The sequence below is a fragment of the Fusicatenibacter sp. genome, assembly GCF_050872605.1.
Lineage (GTDB): Bacteria > Bacillota > Clostridia > Lachnospirales > Lachnospiraceae > Fusicatenibacter.
This window is the reverse complement of the sequence record NZ_JBNMHD010000039.1, coordinates 17,546-32,960: the sequence shown is the minus strand read 5'-3', so window position 1 is coordinate 32,960 and position 15,415 is coordinate 17,546. Positions and strand designations below refer to the sequence as shown.

The 15,415-nt window shown below is 47.2% G+C and carries 13 protein-coding genes and 1 tRNA gene; 6 read left to right on the top strand and 8 right to left on the bottom strand.

What is annotated here, in order from left to right:
- Positions 1–451 precede the first annotated feature (451 nt).
- The 8 genes from ACY2VT_RS11490 to dnaA form a co-directional block, all read right to left on the bottom strand.
- A tRNA-Ser gene (locus ACY2VT_RS11490) sits at positions 452–539 on the bottom strand.
- Positions 540–740: 201 nt separating this feature from the next.
- On the bottom strand, positions 741–1,445 hold the full coding sequence (locus ACY2VT_RS11485) for a lysophospholipid acyltransferase family protein (RefSeq protein ID WP_461879982.1): 705 nt from the start codon (positions 1,443–1,445) through the stop codon (positions 741–743).
- Between the two features lie 74 nt (positions 1,446–1,519).
- Positions 1,520–4,027 (bottom strand): DNA gyrase subunit A, encoded by a 2,508-nt coding sequence (gene gyrA, locus ACY2VT_RS11480; RefSeq protein WP_461879981.1) that lies wholly within the window; start codon positions 4,025–4,027, stop codon positions 1,520–1,522.
- 30 nt (positions 4,028–4,057) lie between these two features.
- Positions 4,058–5,989, bottom strand: a complete 1,932-nt coding sequence (gene gyrB / locus ACY2VT_RS11475) for a DNA topoisomerase (ATP-hydrolyzing) subunit B (RefSeq protein WP_022462277.1) — start codon at positions 5,987–5,989, stop codon at positions 4,058–4,060.
- The gene (gene recF, locus ACY2VT_RS11470; protein WP_022462276.1) at positions 5,990–7,087 is read right to left on the bottom strand and encodes a DNA replication/repair protein RecF; all 1,098 of its coding nucleotides are present in this window, start codon (positions 7,085–7,087) and stop codon (positions 5,990–5,992) included. It abuts the gene before it with no gap.
- 40 nt (positions 7,088–7,127) lie between these two features.
- On the bottom strand, positions 7,128–7,337 hold the full coding sequence (locus ACY2VT_RS11465) for an RNA-binding S4 domain-containing protein (protein WP_055225968.1): 210 nt from the start codon (positions 7,335–7,337) through the stop codon (positions 7,128–7,130).
- A 122-nt stretch (positions 7,338–7,459) separates the two neighbouring features.
- Positions 7,460–8,569 (bottom strand): DNA polymerase III subunit beta, encoded by a 1,110-nt coding sequence (gene dnaN, locus ACY2VT_RS11460; protein WP_461877630.1) that lies wholly within the window; start codon positions 8,567–8,569, stop codon positions 7,460–7,462.
- A 342-nt stretch (positions 8,570–8,911) separates the two neighbouring features.
- Positions 8,912–10,252 (bottom strand): chromosomal replication initiator protein DnaA, encoded by a 1,341-nt coding sequence (dnaA, locus tag ACY2VT_RS11455; RefSeq protein WP_118750375.1) that lies wholly within the window; start codon positions 10,250–10,252, stop codon positions 8,912–8,914.
- 708 nt (positions 10,253–10,960) lie between these two features.
- Between dnaA and rpmH the strand changes: the two genes are divergently transcribed.
- The 6 genes from rpmH (at position 10,961) to mnmE (ending at position 15,415) form a co-directional block, all read left to right on the top strand.
- On the top strand, positions 10,961–11,095 hold the full coding sequence (rpmH, locus tag ACY2VT_RS11450; RefSeq protein ID WP_005952426.1) for a 50S ribosomal protein L34: 135 nt from the start codon (positions 10,961–10,963) through the stop codon (positions 11,093–11,095).
- Positions 11,096–11,192: 97 nt separating this feature from the next.
- Positions 11,193–11,540, top strand: coding sequence for a ribonuclease P protein component (rnpA, locus tag ACY2VT_RS11445; protein WP_461877629.1), 348 nt, complete (start codon positions 11,193–11,195; stop codon positions 11,538–11,540).
- Positions 11,537–11,746 (top strand): membrane protein insertion efficiency factor YidD, encoded by a 210-nt coding sequence (gene yidD, locus ACY2VT_RS11440; RefSeq protein ID WP_022462271.1) that lies wholly within the window; start codon positions 11,537–11,539, stop codon positions 11,744–11,746. Before rnpA ends, yidD begins: the two co-directional genes overlap by 4 nt.
- A 23-nt stretch (positions 11,747–11,769) precedes the next feature.
- On the top strand, positions 11,770–13,065 hold the full coding sequence (gene yidC, locus ACY2VT_RS11435) for a membrane protein insertase YidC (RefSeq protein WP_461874748.1): 1,296 nt from the start codon (positions 11,770–11,772) through the stop codon (positions 13,063–13,065).
- Positions 13,066–13,078: 13 nt separating this feature from the next.
- Positions 13,079–13,903 carry an RNA-binding cell elongation regulator Jag/EloR gene (gene jag, locus ACY2VT_RS11430; RefSeq protein WP_461879980.1) on the top strand — a complete coding sequence of 275 codons (825 nt, stop codon included), beginning with the start codon at positions 13,079–13,081 and terminating at the stop codon, positions 13,901–13,903.
- 123 nt (positions 13,904–14,026) lie between these two features.
- Positions 14,027–15,415: a tRNA uridine-5-carboxymethylaminomethyl(34) synthesis GTPase MnmE gene (gene mnmE / locus ACY2VT_RS11425; protein WP_055225963.1), complete on the top strand. Its 1,389-nt coding sequence runs from the start codon at positions 14,027–14,029 to the stop codon at positions 15,413–15,415.

The window sequence follows — 15,415 nt, the reverse complement described above, 5'->3', positions numbered from 1 at the left end:
TGAGCCAGGATCAAACTCTCTGATAAAATGTTTGTTCCAAGTTCAAAATCAACATACTAGCTAATTTATCCCTTTTACTGTTTTAAAGGATCTTTCGATCGTTTTGAATTACTTATTCAGAACTTTCGAGGATGTGTTTCATTGTTTAATTATCAAGGATCTTTACTGCTCCGACTCGGATCAGCTCGTTTATTTTATCACAGAACTTTTCGTTTGTCAAGAACTTTTTTGATTTATTTTTTGAAGCTTTTTTTCAAACTTCTTTGCCGTTCTTTCGATCAGCAACTCGTTTATTTTATCAAACTCATTCGCTTTTGTCAAGAACTTTTTTAATTTATTTTTTGGATTAGTTTTTTCAAACTTATCACCAACTCTGCTATCTTATCAGATGTGAATCTGTTTGTCAAGAACTTTTTCCATAAAAAATATCATTTTGTTTTTGGCTTTTAAACGGAGAAGGAGGGATTTGAACCCTCGCGCCGGTTACCCGACCTACACCCTTAGCAGGGGCGCCTCTTCAGCCACTTGAGTACTTCTCCAAATGCCTAAATATAAAATGATATGTGTGGTCACTCATTCGTGACGCATGGTTTATTATACAAAAAGCTTACGTTCTTGTCAACCCGTTTTTTCGAATTTTTTATTTTTTTCTTACTATTATAGAAAACAGGCTTTACAAAGTCAAAAACAGCCCACAGAACAGCAGAAAAGAGCGTATATCACGCTCTTTTCTGAAACCGCTATGCGGTTACGACGGCTTCGATTCTCTTTTTTACCATCTCGGCAATCTCCGTTGTCTTCATTCCCTGGTACTCCTCGTATGGGATCGGGTCGAGAAAATGGACTTCTACCGTTACGGGACGAATGGTATTGGAGTCAAACGGAACAAAACAGTTTTTTAACGCAACCGGCACAATCGGGCATTTTGCTTTTACCGCGATTTTGAAACTGCCGCTTTTAAACTCCATCAGCTGATTTCCTTTTCTGCTCCTCGTCCCCTCCGGAAACAGAATAATATTTTTCCCGTCTTTTACAACATCCGCTGCCTCATTGATGACCTGCATTGACTGCCGCAGATTCTCCCGGTCCATAAACAGTGCATGGATGCACGCAAAGACCTGTTTTAAAAACGTAATATGCTCTACCTCTTTTTTGGCAACGACCGTAAAGGTACGCGAGCACGCTCCCGCAATCGCCAGCACATCGTACAGCCCCTGGTGATTCGGATACATCACAAAGCCGTCCTGCTCCGGAAGATTTTCTGCTCCATAGGATTCCACAATGACGTTTCCGCCTTTGTTCGCCCGCTGTACAATAAAGCGCAGCATTTTAAAGTGCTCCTCCAGACTGTACTTGTCCGGATGCGCTGCATGGTAACAGAGCCGGCACCACATCCACGGAACCAGAAGCAGATTCCGCAGCACCATCAGTAAAATTCGTTTCATGTTTTTCTCCCCTTCCCCAAACGAGCAAAACGTGCCTGAGCTTTTTTCTCTCAGACACGTTTTTCGACGCTGTATTATTCCTGCGTTTTCTCAGAAGCCGTTTCGTTCTCTTCCTCCGAAACCGGAGTCTCCTCGGACGCCTCTTTGTCTCTTACTTTTGCAATGCTGGCAACCTTGATTTCGCCGTCCACATCCATCAGCTTAACGCCGGATGTGATCCGTCCCATCACAGAAATGCCGGAGCATGGCGTACGGATGATGATTCCCTCTGTGGTGATCATCATGATCTCATTATCCTCGTTGACCGCCTTGGAACCGATCAGGTTTCCGGTCTTTTCGGTAATCTTATAGCATTTGACACCCTTGCCGCCGCGGAGCTGTACGGTAAACTCTGCCATCGGCGTCCGTTTGCCCATACCATTTTCGGATACGACAAGGAGATAGTCTCCCTGCGTGCAGATCTGCATGCCGACTACTTCATCGCCGTCCAGAAGGTTGATGCCGCGTACACCCATGGAAACACGGCCTGTCGTACGCACATCGTTTTCCTTGAAGCGGATACACTGGCCGAATTTCGTTACCAGAATAATCTCTTTCTCGTTATCCGTTGTCTTAACTTCAATCAGTTCATCATCATCGCGGAGCGCAATGGCAGCAAGACCCGTTTTTCTGACGTTCTCGTACTCTTCGAGCGGCGTCTTCTTCACCAGTCCCTTTTTCGTTGCCATAAACAGATAATGGCCCTTCTCATATTTGCGCATTGGAATAACAGCGGTAATCTTCTCTCCCGGCTGCAGCTGGAGAAGGTTGACAATCGCCGTTCCTCTTGCGGTTCTGGACGCCTCCGGAATCTCGTATGCTTTCAGACGGTAGACTCTTCCCGTATTCGTAAAGAACATCAGGTAATGATGGGTCGTCGTCATCAAAAGCTCCTCGATGTAGTCGTCCTCGATGGTCTGCATGCCCTTGATTCCCTTGCCGCCGCGGTTCTGGCTGCGGAAGTTGTCAACGGTCATACGTTTGATATAGCCCAGTTTCGTCATGGTGATGACGGTATTCTCGCGCGGAATCAGATCCTCCATGGAGAGATCATACTCGTCAAAGCCGATGGAGGTTCTTCTGTCATCGCCGTATTTCTCGGATACGGTCAGAATCTCCCTGCGGATAACGCCAAGAAGCACCTTGCGGTCGGCGAGGATGGCTTTTAACTGCTCGATGCGCGCCATCAGCTCCTTGTACTCGTTCTCCAGCTTCTCTCTTTCCAGACCGGTCAGAGCACGCAGACGCATGTCTACGATTGCCTGGGCCTGGGCGTCACTCAGCTCGAAGCGTTCCATCAGGTTCTTCTTCGCCTCTGCCGCATTCGCGGATGCACGGATGATATGGATCACTTCGTCAATATGGTCGAGCGCTTTTAAGAGTCCTTCCAGGATATGGCTTCTCTCCTGCGCTTTGTTCAGGTCGTATTTCGTTCTTCTCGTCACAACCTCTTCCTGGTGCTGCAGATAATACGTCAGCATCTCCAGAAGGTTCATGACTTTCGGCTGATTGTTTACCAGTGCAAGCATGATCACACCAAAGGTATCCTGCATCTGGGTATGTTTGTACAGCTGGTTTAAGATGACGTTTGCATTAGCGTCGCGGCGCAGTTCGATACAGATGCGCATACCCTCACGGTTGGAGTGGTCCGCAATGCCGGTGATGCCGTCGATCTTTTTATCTCTTACCAGCGCGGCGATATTCTCGATCAGGCGCGCCTTGTTTACCATGTACGGGATCTCGGTTACGATGATCTCGCTCTTTCCGTTCGGCAGTGTCTCAATGTTCGATACCGCGCGGACACGGATTTTACCGCGGCCGGTACGGTAAGCCTCGTCGATGCCGCGGGTGCCGAGGATTTCTGCTCCGGTCGGGAAGTCAGGGCCTTTTACAATGCCGAGAATCTCCTCGAGATCGGTGTCGCGGTCCTCCTCGATGATATTATCAATAATTTTTACAATGGCACTTACCATCTCGCGCAGATTGTGCGGCGGGATGTTCGTTGCCATACCGACTGCGATACCGGAAGTACCGTTTACCAGAAGGTTCGGGTAGCGGGCCGGCATAACAACAGGCTCTTTTTCGGTTTCATCAAAGTTCGGGGCGAAGTCTACGGTGTCTTTGTTGATATCCGCCAGCATCTCCATCGAGATTCTGCTTAAACGTGCCTCGGTGTATCGCATAGCCGCAGCGCCGTCGCCGTCGACGGAACCGAAGTTTCCATGGCCGTCCACCATCGGATAACGGGTTGCCCAGTCCTGTGCCATGTTGACGAGTGCTCCGTAGATAGAGCTGTCGCCGTGCGGGTGATATTTACCCATCGTATCACCGACGATACGCGCGCACTTACGGTGCGGCTTATCCGGCGTATTGTTCAGCTCACTCATGGAGTACAGAATACGTCTCTGTACCGGCTTTAAGCCATCGCGGACGTCTGGAAGTGCACGGGATGCAATTACGCTCATCGCGTAGTTGATGTAGGATTCCTCCATCGTGTCTTTCAGATCGACCTCGTGAATTTTATCAAAAACATTATCTTCCATCTTTTCCTCCACTTCAGTTCACAGGACTTTTTAGATATCCAGGTTGTTTGCGTATTTTGCTCTCTCTTCGATAAAGTCACGGCGCGGTTCTACCTTGTCGCCCATGAGCGTATTGAAGGTAAGATCAATTTCAGAAGAATACTCTTCATCGAACACAACGCGGCGCAGAACACGGCGTTCCGGGTCCATGGTGGTCTCCCAGAGCTGCTCTGCATCCATCTCTCCCAGTCCTTTGTAACGCTGGATCTTATTATCTCCGCGTCCGATCTCATTGAGGATCTGATTCATCTGATCGTCGTCGTATGCGTACCATACTTTTTTGTTTTTCTCAATCTTGAACAGCGGCGGCTGTGCCAGGTAAACGTGGCCCTGTTTGATCAGCTCCGGCATGAAGCGGTACAGGAACGTCAGCATCAGCGTGTCGATATGCGCGCCGTCGACATCGGCATCGGTCATGATGATGATCTTGTCGTAGCGCAGTTTGGTGATATCGAAATCGTCGTGGATTCCGGTTCCGAATGCCGTAATCATCGCTTTGATCTCGGCATTGGCATAAATTTTATCGAGACGTGCTTTCTCTACATTCAGGATTTTTCCACGCAGAGGCAGGATCGCCTGCGTTGCACGGCTTCTCGCGGATTTTGCGGAACCGCCCGCGGAATCTCCCTCGACCAGGAAGATCTCACAGTTTTTCGGATCCTTGTCGGTGCAGTCTGCCAGTTTTCCAGGCAGGGACATACCGTCCAGTGCGGATTTTCTTCTCGTCAGGTCACGCGCTTTTCTTGCAGCCTCTCTCGCACGCTGGGAAAGCAGGGACTTTTCAACGATCGTTTTTGCGACAGCCGGGTTCTGCTCCAGGAACAGCTCGAGCTGGGTGCTCACGATATTGTCGACTGCTCCTCTCGCCTCGCTGTTTCCAAGTTTCTGCTTTGTCTGGCCCTCGAACTGCGGCTCCTCGATTTTGATGCTGACAATCGCCGTCATACCCTCGCGGATATCCTCTCCGGTCAGGTTCGGTTCGCTGTCTTTTAACAGTTTATTTGCTCTAGCATATTCATTAAAGGTTTTCGTCAGCGCATTCCGGAAACCCACGATATGGGTACCGCCCTCCGGCGTCGTAATGTTGTTGACGAAACCGTACGTATTTTCCTGATAGGAATCGTTGTGCTGCATCGCAACCTCAACGAGAACGCCGTCTCTTTCTCCCTCGCAGTAGATGATGTCCGGGTAGAGCGCCGTTTTGCTCTTGTTCAGGTAGCTGACAAACTCCTTGATACCGCCCTCGTAGTGGAATGCTTTTTCCACTACCGGATCCGTGCGCAGATCGCGCAGAACGATGCGCAGTCCCTTGGTCAGGAATGCGGTCTCGCGGAGTCTGGTTTTTAAAACGTCGTAATCATAAACCGTCTCCTCGAACATCGTGTCATCCGGCAGGAAACGGACCTCGGTACCTGTTTTTTCGATCGGACAGGTATCGATGACCTCCAGCTTATTCATGGTTTTTCCGCGCTCATACCGCTGGAAGTAAACCTTTCCATCGTGATAAACGCGCACCTCAAGCCAGTTGGACAGCGCATTTACAACGGATGCACCAACGCCGTGCAGACCGCCGGATACCTTGTACCCTCCGCCGCCGAACTTTCCGCCTGCGTGCAGCACCGTAAAGACAACCTCAACGGCCGGAAGGCCCGACTTATGATTGATGCCGACCGGAATACCACGGCCGTCGTCGATGACGGTGATGGAGTTGTCCGGGTTAATCGTAACGTCAATATTTTTGCAGTATCCTGCCAGTGCCTCGTCTACCGAGTTGTCGACAATCTCATAGACCAGATGGTGAAGTCCCCGTGCGGAGGTACTGCCGATATACATACCTGGGCGCTTCCGTACGGCTTCCAGACCCTCCAGAATCTGAATCTGGTCTGCACCATACTCTGTCTTTTCCATGTTCTCTGTACTCATTTAGATTCCTCCTGTTTCTTTGTGAAACACAGATCCCTCGACCACCTGGAATACGCTGTTTGCCTCAAAATGATTTTCGACAAACTCGTCCAGTCCGGTACAGGTAATCAGTGTCTGTATGCTGTGAATGCTCTGCAGAAGATAATTCTGCCGGCTGCCGTCCAGCTCCGACAAAACATCATCCAGCAGTAAAACCGGTGTATCGTGAATTTCCTCCTCGACCAGACGGATCTCCGCCAGTTTCAGCGAAAGCGCCGCCGTCCTCTGCTGCCCCTGGGAACCGTATTTACGGATATCAATGTCGTTGACCCGCACACAGAAATCGTCCCGGTGCGGCCCGGTGTAGGACTGTCCGAAACGCAGATCACGCTCTCTTCCGGCTTTTAACTCTTCGGAAAACGCTTCCTCGGACACATTCGGTTCATAGGTAATCAGAATCTGCTCCTTTCCTCCGGTCAGATTCTGATGGATCTCGGATAAAATATCATTCAGGCGGCTGATAAACTTTTTCCGCTCGGAAATAATGCTTGTTCCATAGCGGACCATCTGCTCATCCCAGATCTCGAGCGTATCCGCCATTCTGCCGGAAAACGAAATCTCTTTAAGCAGCTTGTTTCTCTGCGCCACCACTTTATTATAATTGGCAAGCTCGATCATGTATAGTCTTGACAATTGACAAATTTCGCTATCCAGGAAACGCCGGCGCTCCGCAGGACCGTTTTTGATGATATTCAGGTCCTCCGGAGAGAAAAACACAATATTTACAATGCCAAAAAGTTCCGACGCTTTGCGGATCGGAACTCCATCGATGGCGATTCCCTTGGATTTATTTTTTTTCAGATGCATATCGATTTTATGCGTGCTGCCGTTCCGCTCCACCATCATCCGGATATGGGCTTCCTCCCGGTCAAACTGGATGATTTCGCGGTCCTTGCTGCCGCGGTGCGATTTTGTCGTACCCGCGAGATATAAAGCCTCGAGAATATTCGTCTTTCCCTGGGCATTGTCGCCGTAGAGAATATTCGTTCCGGGGCTGATATTTATGCATAAACTCTCATAATTCCGATAGTTCTTCAGTTCTAAAGATTTGATATACATGAGCACTCGTCCGTGAAAAATCAGCTTAAGTTTTTAAGCCTTATTTTTTAATTTGTATCTCATTTCCATTGTAGCAGACAACATCTCCGTCATAGAGCTTGCGGCCGCGGCGGGTATCTACTTCACCGTTTACGGTCACGCAGCCGTCCTTGATGACGAGCTTTGCTTCCACGCCGTCTTCTACCAGAGCCGCAGCTTTTAATGCCTGGCCCAGTTTGATGTAATCTTCACGCAGCGTAATAATTTCCATTTTTTCCTCCTGCACTGCCGTACCTTTTCCTCACGTAAGTTCGCAGTTTTCAACCTGTGTGGCTGTAAAACCGCTGAAAGTTCTTTCAGAAAAGGTTCCGGCAGATTTCAAACTTATGTGGCTTATCTCACGGAATTGAAGTTTACCGGCAGAATCAGATAGATATAGCTCTCTTCTTCGTTCCGGATAAAACATGGAGCCTTCGGGTTGACCAGATAAATCGAAATTTCCTCGTCGTCAATAACACGAAGTGCATCGATCAGGAATTTCGGGTTGAAACCGATCATGATATCCTTGCCTTCTTTGTTGATATCGATCTCTTCTTTCATGGAACCCATCGCGGAGTTGATCTGCAGTTCCATCGCTCCATCCTGGATGTCGATGATGATCGGTTTTTTGTCGCCTTCTTTGACAAGAAGCGTCGCACGGTCGATACAGCTTAAGAATTCTTTTTTGTTGATCGTCACTTTTGTCTCGTAATCACTCGAAAGCATCTGGTCGATGCGGAAATATTCACCGTCGATCAGTCTGGAAACGACCATTGTATCATCGAATTTGAACATAATGTGGTTTTCCGAGAAGTAAATATCAATCTGATCATCCATCTCGCCGGACAGAATTTTGCTGATTTCGTTCAGGGTTTTTCCCGGAACAACGACTTTTCGGTCCGGATACGAATCTTTCAGCTCAATTTTGCGGATCGCAATACGGTGTCCGTCCAGAGATACGACGCGAAGTGTGTTATCTTTGATTTCAAAAAGCTCACCGGTCATCAGTTTGTTGTTCTCATTGGCTGCAATGGAGAAAATGGTCTGACGGATCAGTTCTTTTAAGGTGAACTGGGAAATGGAAACACAATCGGAAGTTTCGAGAATCGGCAGATAGGAAAAATCTTCTCCTGACTGTCCCGGAATGTTGAATTTTGCTTTTTCACACGTAATCGTGGTTACCAGATTTTCATCTGTTTCTATTGTAACCTGATTATCCGGAAGTTTTCTTACGATCTCAGAAAAAATCTTTGCATCCAGAGCAACAATACCGCGTTCCAGAATCATACCTGTGACGATGGTTTCGATTCCGAGTTCCATATCGTTGGAGGTAAATTTGATCACGTTGGAAGATGCATCAATCAGAATGCATTCCAGAATCGGCATGGTTGTTTTACCGGAGACAGCTTTCATAGCGATACCAACGCTTTTTACAAGATCTGCTTTGTCAAACACTAATTTCATAATTGTGGATAACTCTCCTTTCCTCACTGCTTGGTGAGTCTGCTTATAAAGAAAAAATATAGTAAAAATCCGTAGTCTTAGTCGTAGGGGCTGTGGATATGTGGAAAACCCAGTCAAGAATGCGGAAATACTGGAAAAATCGATCTGTATAACTCTGTGAATAATCGAACGTGAACCTGTGTATGAAATGTTGATAACTTCAGGCCCCAAATTTGTCCACAATTCATCCACAGGTTTTCCACATCGGTTTGTGTATAAATAAGGGCCTGTCAACCGATGAGTTTCTTCTTATATAAATGTAAATCGGTTTTAACCGTTTTGACAGAGTTACAAAGGCTCCGCCTATTTCGACGGGTTGATCTTCTTCTTTAAGATGTCTACCGTGTTGCGGACACTGTCTTTGGCACTCATTTCCTTTTCGATCTTCTCAATGCCGTGCATGACAGTGGTATGATCGCGGTCGCCCATCATTTTTCCGATTCCGGTCAGCGGGGCATCGAGCATTTCGCGGCACAGATACATTGCGATCTGGCGCGGGAATACGATTTTGCTGCTCCGCTTGCTGCCGACAATGTCGGACGGCGTAATATCGAAGTGATCTGCAACGGTGTCGATGATAAAATCCGGCGTGATCACCTTCTTCTCGTTCGGGGAGATGATGTCGCGCAGCACCTGCTCTGCAAGATCAATGTTGATTTCACGTTTTTCAAGGTTTGCGTATGCAATGATTTTGTTGAGAGCGCCTTCTAACTCACGGATGTTCGATTTAATATTGGAAGCGATGTATTCGATCACATCGTCGCTGACGGAATAGCCGTCTAATTCCTGTTTCTTTCGGAGAATGGCGATTCGCGTCTCATAATCCGGGCTCTGGATGTCGGCAAGGAGTCCCCATTCGAAACGGGAACGGATGCGGTCTTCCAGGATATCCATGTCTTTCGGGGGACGATCCGAAGAAAGGATGATCTGTTTGTTGGCGCCGTGCAGCGTATTGAAGGTATGGAAAAACTCTTCCTGCGTGGATTCCTTTCCTATAATAAACTGCACATCATCGATGAGAAGTACGTCGATATTGCGGTATTTCTCACGGAATTTGGTCATTGCGGTGTTGTTGCTGTTTCGGATGGCCTCGATGACTTCATTGGTAAATTCTTCACTCGTTACGTAGAGAATCCGCGAAGACGGGTTCTTCTGAAGAATAAAATGTGCGATCGAGTGCATCAGATGGGTTTTGCCCAGTCCAACACCACCGTATAAAAACAGCGGATTGTAGATTTCTCCCGGGGATTCGGCCACGGCGAGAGAAGCTGCATGGGCAAATTTGTTATTGCTGCCGACCACGAAGGTATCAAAGGTATACTTTGGATTCAGGTTCGGCACATAGAGATTTTTCTGGACGGGAGCAGGCGCTTTTTCCTGTTTCACTTCTTCCGGAAGAATAAAGCGGATCTCATAGTTGACGCCTGTGATTTCCGCGATTGCCACTTTAATAGGAAGAGTATATTTTTTGCTCACGTAATCGAGGCCCATTTTTTCGGATGGAACCAGGATCGTGATCAGATTGTCCTCGACCGAATGGATCGTAAGTGGTTCAATCCATGTGGTAAAGGAGATCTCAGATAATTCGTGCTCGTCCCGCACTCTCTGCAGTATTTCTTTCCATTTATCTTGTACGATTTCCATGCTTTTTCTGTCGCTCCGCTTCTATAATCATTGCTTTTTGGGGATAACTTCTGTCTGGAAAACGAAATTTTCCCCGAATAGTCGCATTTTTACTTCTATATGATATAATAAAATGCCGTTTTATTCAACCCAAAAATGTGGATAATTATTTTTTTATCCACAGAATGTGTAAAAAATTTTCCTGTTGATGAAATGGAGGATATTTTGTGGATAACAGGGAATCTTATGTTGATAAAATTGTGGATAGAGGGCTGGAAAAACTGAAATGTGTAAAATCTGGAAAACTTATATACACATTATACATGGCATAAATACTGGAAAAATTGGAAATGCCCACAGGTTGTACACAGCAAAACAGAAAGTTATCCACAAGGTTATCCACAGATTGTGGATAATGTTGATTACGGTTACAAGATATCGTGTGGAAAGCACAAAAATCGAACTGGTATTTGTACGCGTGCGGCGGACAGTGTGGATAAGTTGTGGATAAACCGAAAATCAGCGCACGGAAGGCACGGGCAGCGGCAGGCCGGAAAACCGCGTCAGAGCGGCATTTTTTCCGAAAAAAACTGCGAAAATTATTGATTTTAGGGTTGACGAAATGGGGGTTTATGAATATAATTGAAATGATGTTTTCTGTCATACATGTAGTGAAATACTGCCTCGCAGGCAGTTATTGATTAGAATTTAAAGGAGGTGCCTTATCTTATGAAAATGACATTTCAGCCGAAAAAAAGATCCAGAGCTAAAGTTCACGGATTCAGAGCAAGAATGAGCACAAAAGGTGGAAGAAAAGTTTTAGCTGCAAGAAGATTAAAAGGAAGAAAAAAATTATCAGCATAAAACCAAAGGCCGCATAAAATTTATGTGGTCTTTTCTTCTATCTAAAGCTATTTATGGAAAGAAAATTTAGACAAATCATGAAGGAAAGAATGGATTCATGAAATATTCGGAAAGCCTGAAAAAAAACAGAGATTTTCAGCTGGTTTATAAGCAGGGAACATCGTTTGCAAACCGATTTCTGGTCATGTATGTGAAGAAAAATCAGCTGGGACGGAACCGGATTGGAATTTCAGTGAGCAAAAAGGTGGGAAACAGCGTTGTGCGCCACCATCTGGCGAGACTGATCCGGGAGAGTTATCGTCTGCATGAAGAGGAATTTCAGTGTGGAATGGATGTAGTTGTGATTGCAAGAGTCAATGCAAAGAACTGTACGTATTTCGAGATAGAGGGAGCACTTTTGCATCTGGGAAAACTGCATCGTATATTAAAGGAAACAGAAGAATGAAGACGGTATTGATAAAAGGTATCCGGTTTTATCAGAAGTACCTGTCTCCTCTGAAGAGGGTGCACTGCCCTTATACGCCGACCTGCTCGCAGTACGGGCTGGAAGCGATTCAGAAATATGGTGCTTTCAAAGGAAGTCTGCTGGCATTATGGAGAATACTGAGATGTAACCCGTTTTCACACGGAGGTTACGACCCTGTGCCGTAGATAAATAAGGAGGAAAAGACGTTTTGGATATCGTACTGAGTAAGTCAACGTGGCCGATTATCGGGTGGGTATGCCAGATCCTCGGCTGGCTGATCAATGGAATTTATTTTTGTCTGGAAAAAATTGGAATTCCGAACATCGGTATTGCGATTATTCTGTATACGATTATCATTTATCTCGTTCTGACGCCGCTTCAGATCAAGCAGCAGAAGATGTCGAAGATGATGAGCGTAATGCAGCCGGATCTGCAGAGAATTGAAAAGAAGTATCAGAACAAAAAAGACCAGGCTTCTCAGATGAAAAAATCTGAAGAAACCATGGCAGTTTATCAGAAATACGGTGTCTCCCCGACGGGAAGCTGCAGTACACTGCTGATTCAGATGCCGATTCTGCTTGCGCTGTACCAGGTTATCTATCATATTCCGGGATATATCGGAAGTGTCCGCAATGTATTCCAGGGACTGACAACACAGATGATGGGTGTATCGGGATATTCTGATATCCTGACACAGTTTATCACAGATAACCGTGTTACCATGTACAGTAAAGTCAGTGAAACATTAACCGAAAATAACCTTCTGGACATGTTTTATGTGCTGAAACCGTCCCAGTGGACGAAGCTGGCCGACATCAGCGAGTTTTCCGGTATTGCGGATACTATTACAAAAACCGCTGCGGAGTCCAAACATATCAACATGTTCCTTGGATTTAATATCACACAGTCTCCGATGGATGTCATCCGCGAGGGTATGGCAAACGGATCTGCGCTTCTGATTATAGGAGCAATTCTGGTGCCGGTTCTGGCATGGTTTACCCAGTGGCTGAACTACAAGCTGATGCCGCAGGCACCATCTTCCAACAATGGTAATCAGACAGCAAACTCCATGGAAAATTCCATGAAGACCATGAACACGGTAATGCCTGTTTTCTCCGCATTTATGTGTTTATCATTTTCCATCGGTATTGGTATTTACTGGATTGCAGGTGCGCTTGTTCGAAGCGTACAGCAGATTGTGATCAACCGCCATATGTCCTCCATTGACATGGATGAGGTGATCCGCAAAAACCAGGAAAAAGCGGCAAAGAAGAGAGAAAAAGCCGGCCTTCCGCCGCAGAAAATCACACAGGCTGCAACGCAGAGTGTGCGTAATATTCAGGTACAGGAGAACGAAGAGCCGTCTGCTGAGGAAAAAGAGGCAGCAAGAAAGGCTTCGACTGAGTATTACAACAGCAATCAGGAATACCGCGCCGGAAGCATCGCTGCGAAAGCAAACATGGTAAAACAGTTTGATGAAAAGAACAGCAAAAAGAAAAAATAGGGGGTAAATCTTTATGGAGTTTATCGAAGTATCCGCAAAAACCGTGGACGACGCCATTACAAAAGCCTGCATTGAGCTTCAGGCTGCCAGCGATAAACTGGAGATCCAGGTCATCAGCGAAGGCAGTTCCGGATTCTTTGGAATCGGAAGTAAACCGGCTGTGATCCGTGCCGCTGTAAAAGCCGCACCGGAAAAAGAACCGGAAGCACCCCAGAAACCGGAGAAAAAAGAGGCAGCTCCTGCACCGGTAAAAGAGGCGCCGAAAAAAGAAGCTGTAAAGAAAGAAACCGAAAGAAAACCTGCTCCGCGTCAGGCAGAAACTGCAAGACGCTCCGAGCCAAGAGAAGAGCGTGAGGTTGTTCAGAGAACAGACGAGGAAATCGCCCAGATCAAGGCAACGGCACTTGAGTTCTTAAGCGGTGTATTCAAAGCCATGGAGCTCCCGGTTGAGATCCAGATGGAGTACAATGCCGAGAACGGTTCTCTGGAAGTTGATTTCGCCGGTGAGGATATGGGTATCCTGATCGGAAAACGCGGACAGACACTGGATTCCCTTCAGTATCTGACCAGCCTTGTGGTCAACAAAGAGCAGAAGGATTATGTTCGTGTCAAACTTGATACGGAGAACTACCGCAAACGCAGAAAAGAAACACTGGAAAACCTGGCAAGAAACATCGCTTACAAAGTGAAAAAGACCAGAAGACCGGTTTCTCTGGAGCCGATGAATCCTTACGAGAGAAGAATCATCCACTCTGCACTGCAGGGAAATAAATTTGTGGAGACCTACAGCGAGGGCAGCGAGCCATATCGCCACGTTGTTGTAGCGCCGAAACGATAAGAAAAGCATAAAAAACACGCAAAAAGACGGTACCTGTTGAAAATACGGGGTACCGTCTTTTGTGGTTTTCTGCTAAAATAGAAATGCTGACAAAAAGAGAGGTTTTAGAAAGGACTGGAAACAATGGCAGGGTTTCATTTGGATGATACGATTGCTGCGGTATCCACAGCGATGGCACCGGCGGGCATTGGTATTGTAAGAATCAGCGGAAACGATGCGTTCGAAGTGGCGGACCGCGTATTCCGGGCAAAAAAAGAAGGAAAAAAGCTTTCCGCGGTCAAATCCCATACGATTCATTATGGATGGATTACCGAAGGGGAGGAAGTGATTGATGAGGTCCTTGTCATGGTGATGAAAGGGCCGAAAACATATACGGGCGAGAATACCGTCGAGATCGACTGTCACGGCGGGGTGTTGGCGGTGAAAAAAGTGCTCGAGGCAGTCTTAAATGCCGGTGCGCGGGCGGCAGATCCGGGTGAGTTTACGAAACGGGCGTTTCTGAACGGAAGAATGGATCTGACGCAGGCCGAGGCGGTTATGGATGTCATCTCGGCAAAGAGTGCGTATGCCTTAAAAAGCTCCGAGAGCCAGCTGCGCGGAACGGTGAAAAAGGCGATCCGTGCGATCCGCGAGAAGCTGATTTATGAGATCGCGTTTATCGAGTCGGCGCTTGATGACCCGGAGCACATCAGTCTGGACGGATACCCGGAGCGGCTGGCCGTGGTTGTTGCGGAGCAGAAAAAGCAGGTTGAAAAGCTCCTGGCATCTGCGGATGAGGGTAAGATGATCCAGGAGGGCATCAAGACGGTTATTCTTGGAAAGCCGAATGCCGGAAAATCGTCGCTTTTGAATCTGCTGGCCGGCGAGGAAAAAGCGATTGTAACGGATATCGCCGGAACGACGCGAGATGTGCTCGAGGAAAATCTGGTGCTGAAGGGTATTTCCCTTCGGATTCTCGATACGGCGGGTATCCGCAAGACGGCGGACACGGTCGAGAAAATCGGCGTGGACCGTGCGCTCGAACACGCAAAAGATGCGGATCTGATCCTCTACGTGGTGGATGCGTCGGTGCCGCTCGATGAGAATGATGCGAAAATTATGGAGATTCTGAAAGGGCGCAAGGCGATTGTACTGCTGAATAAATCAGATCTGACCGCGGTGATCGAAAAAGAGGAGATGGAGCAGAAGACAGGCGCTCCGGTCATCAGCATTTCGGCACGGGAAGAGACGGGCATGGAAGAGCTGGAGGAGCAGATGAAAAAGATGTTTTTCCAGGGTGAAATTTCGTTCAACGATGAGGTTTACATCACGAATGCGCGCCATAAACAGGCACTTCTGGAGGCAAAAAAGAGTCTGGAGCTGACGGCAGGCAGTATCGAAATGGGCATGCCGGAGGACTTCTTCTCGATTGACCTCATGAATGCGTATGAGGAACTTGGCTCGATCATCGGTGAAGCGGTGGGAGAGGACCTTGTGAATGAGATTTTCAGCAAGTTCTGTACAGGCAAATAG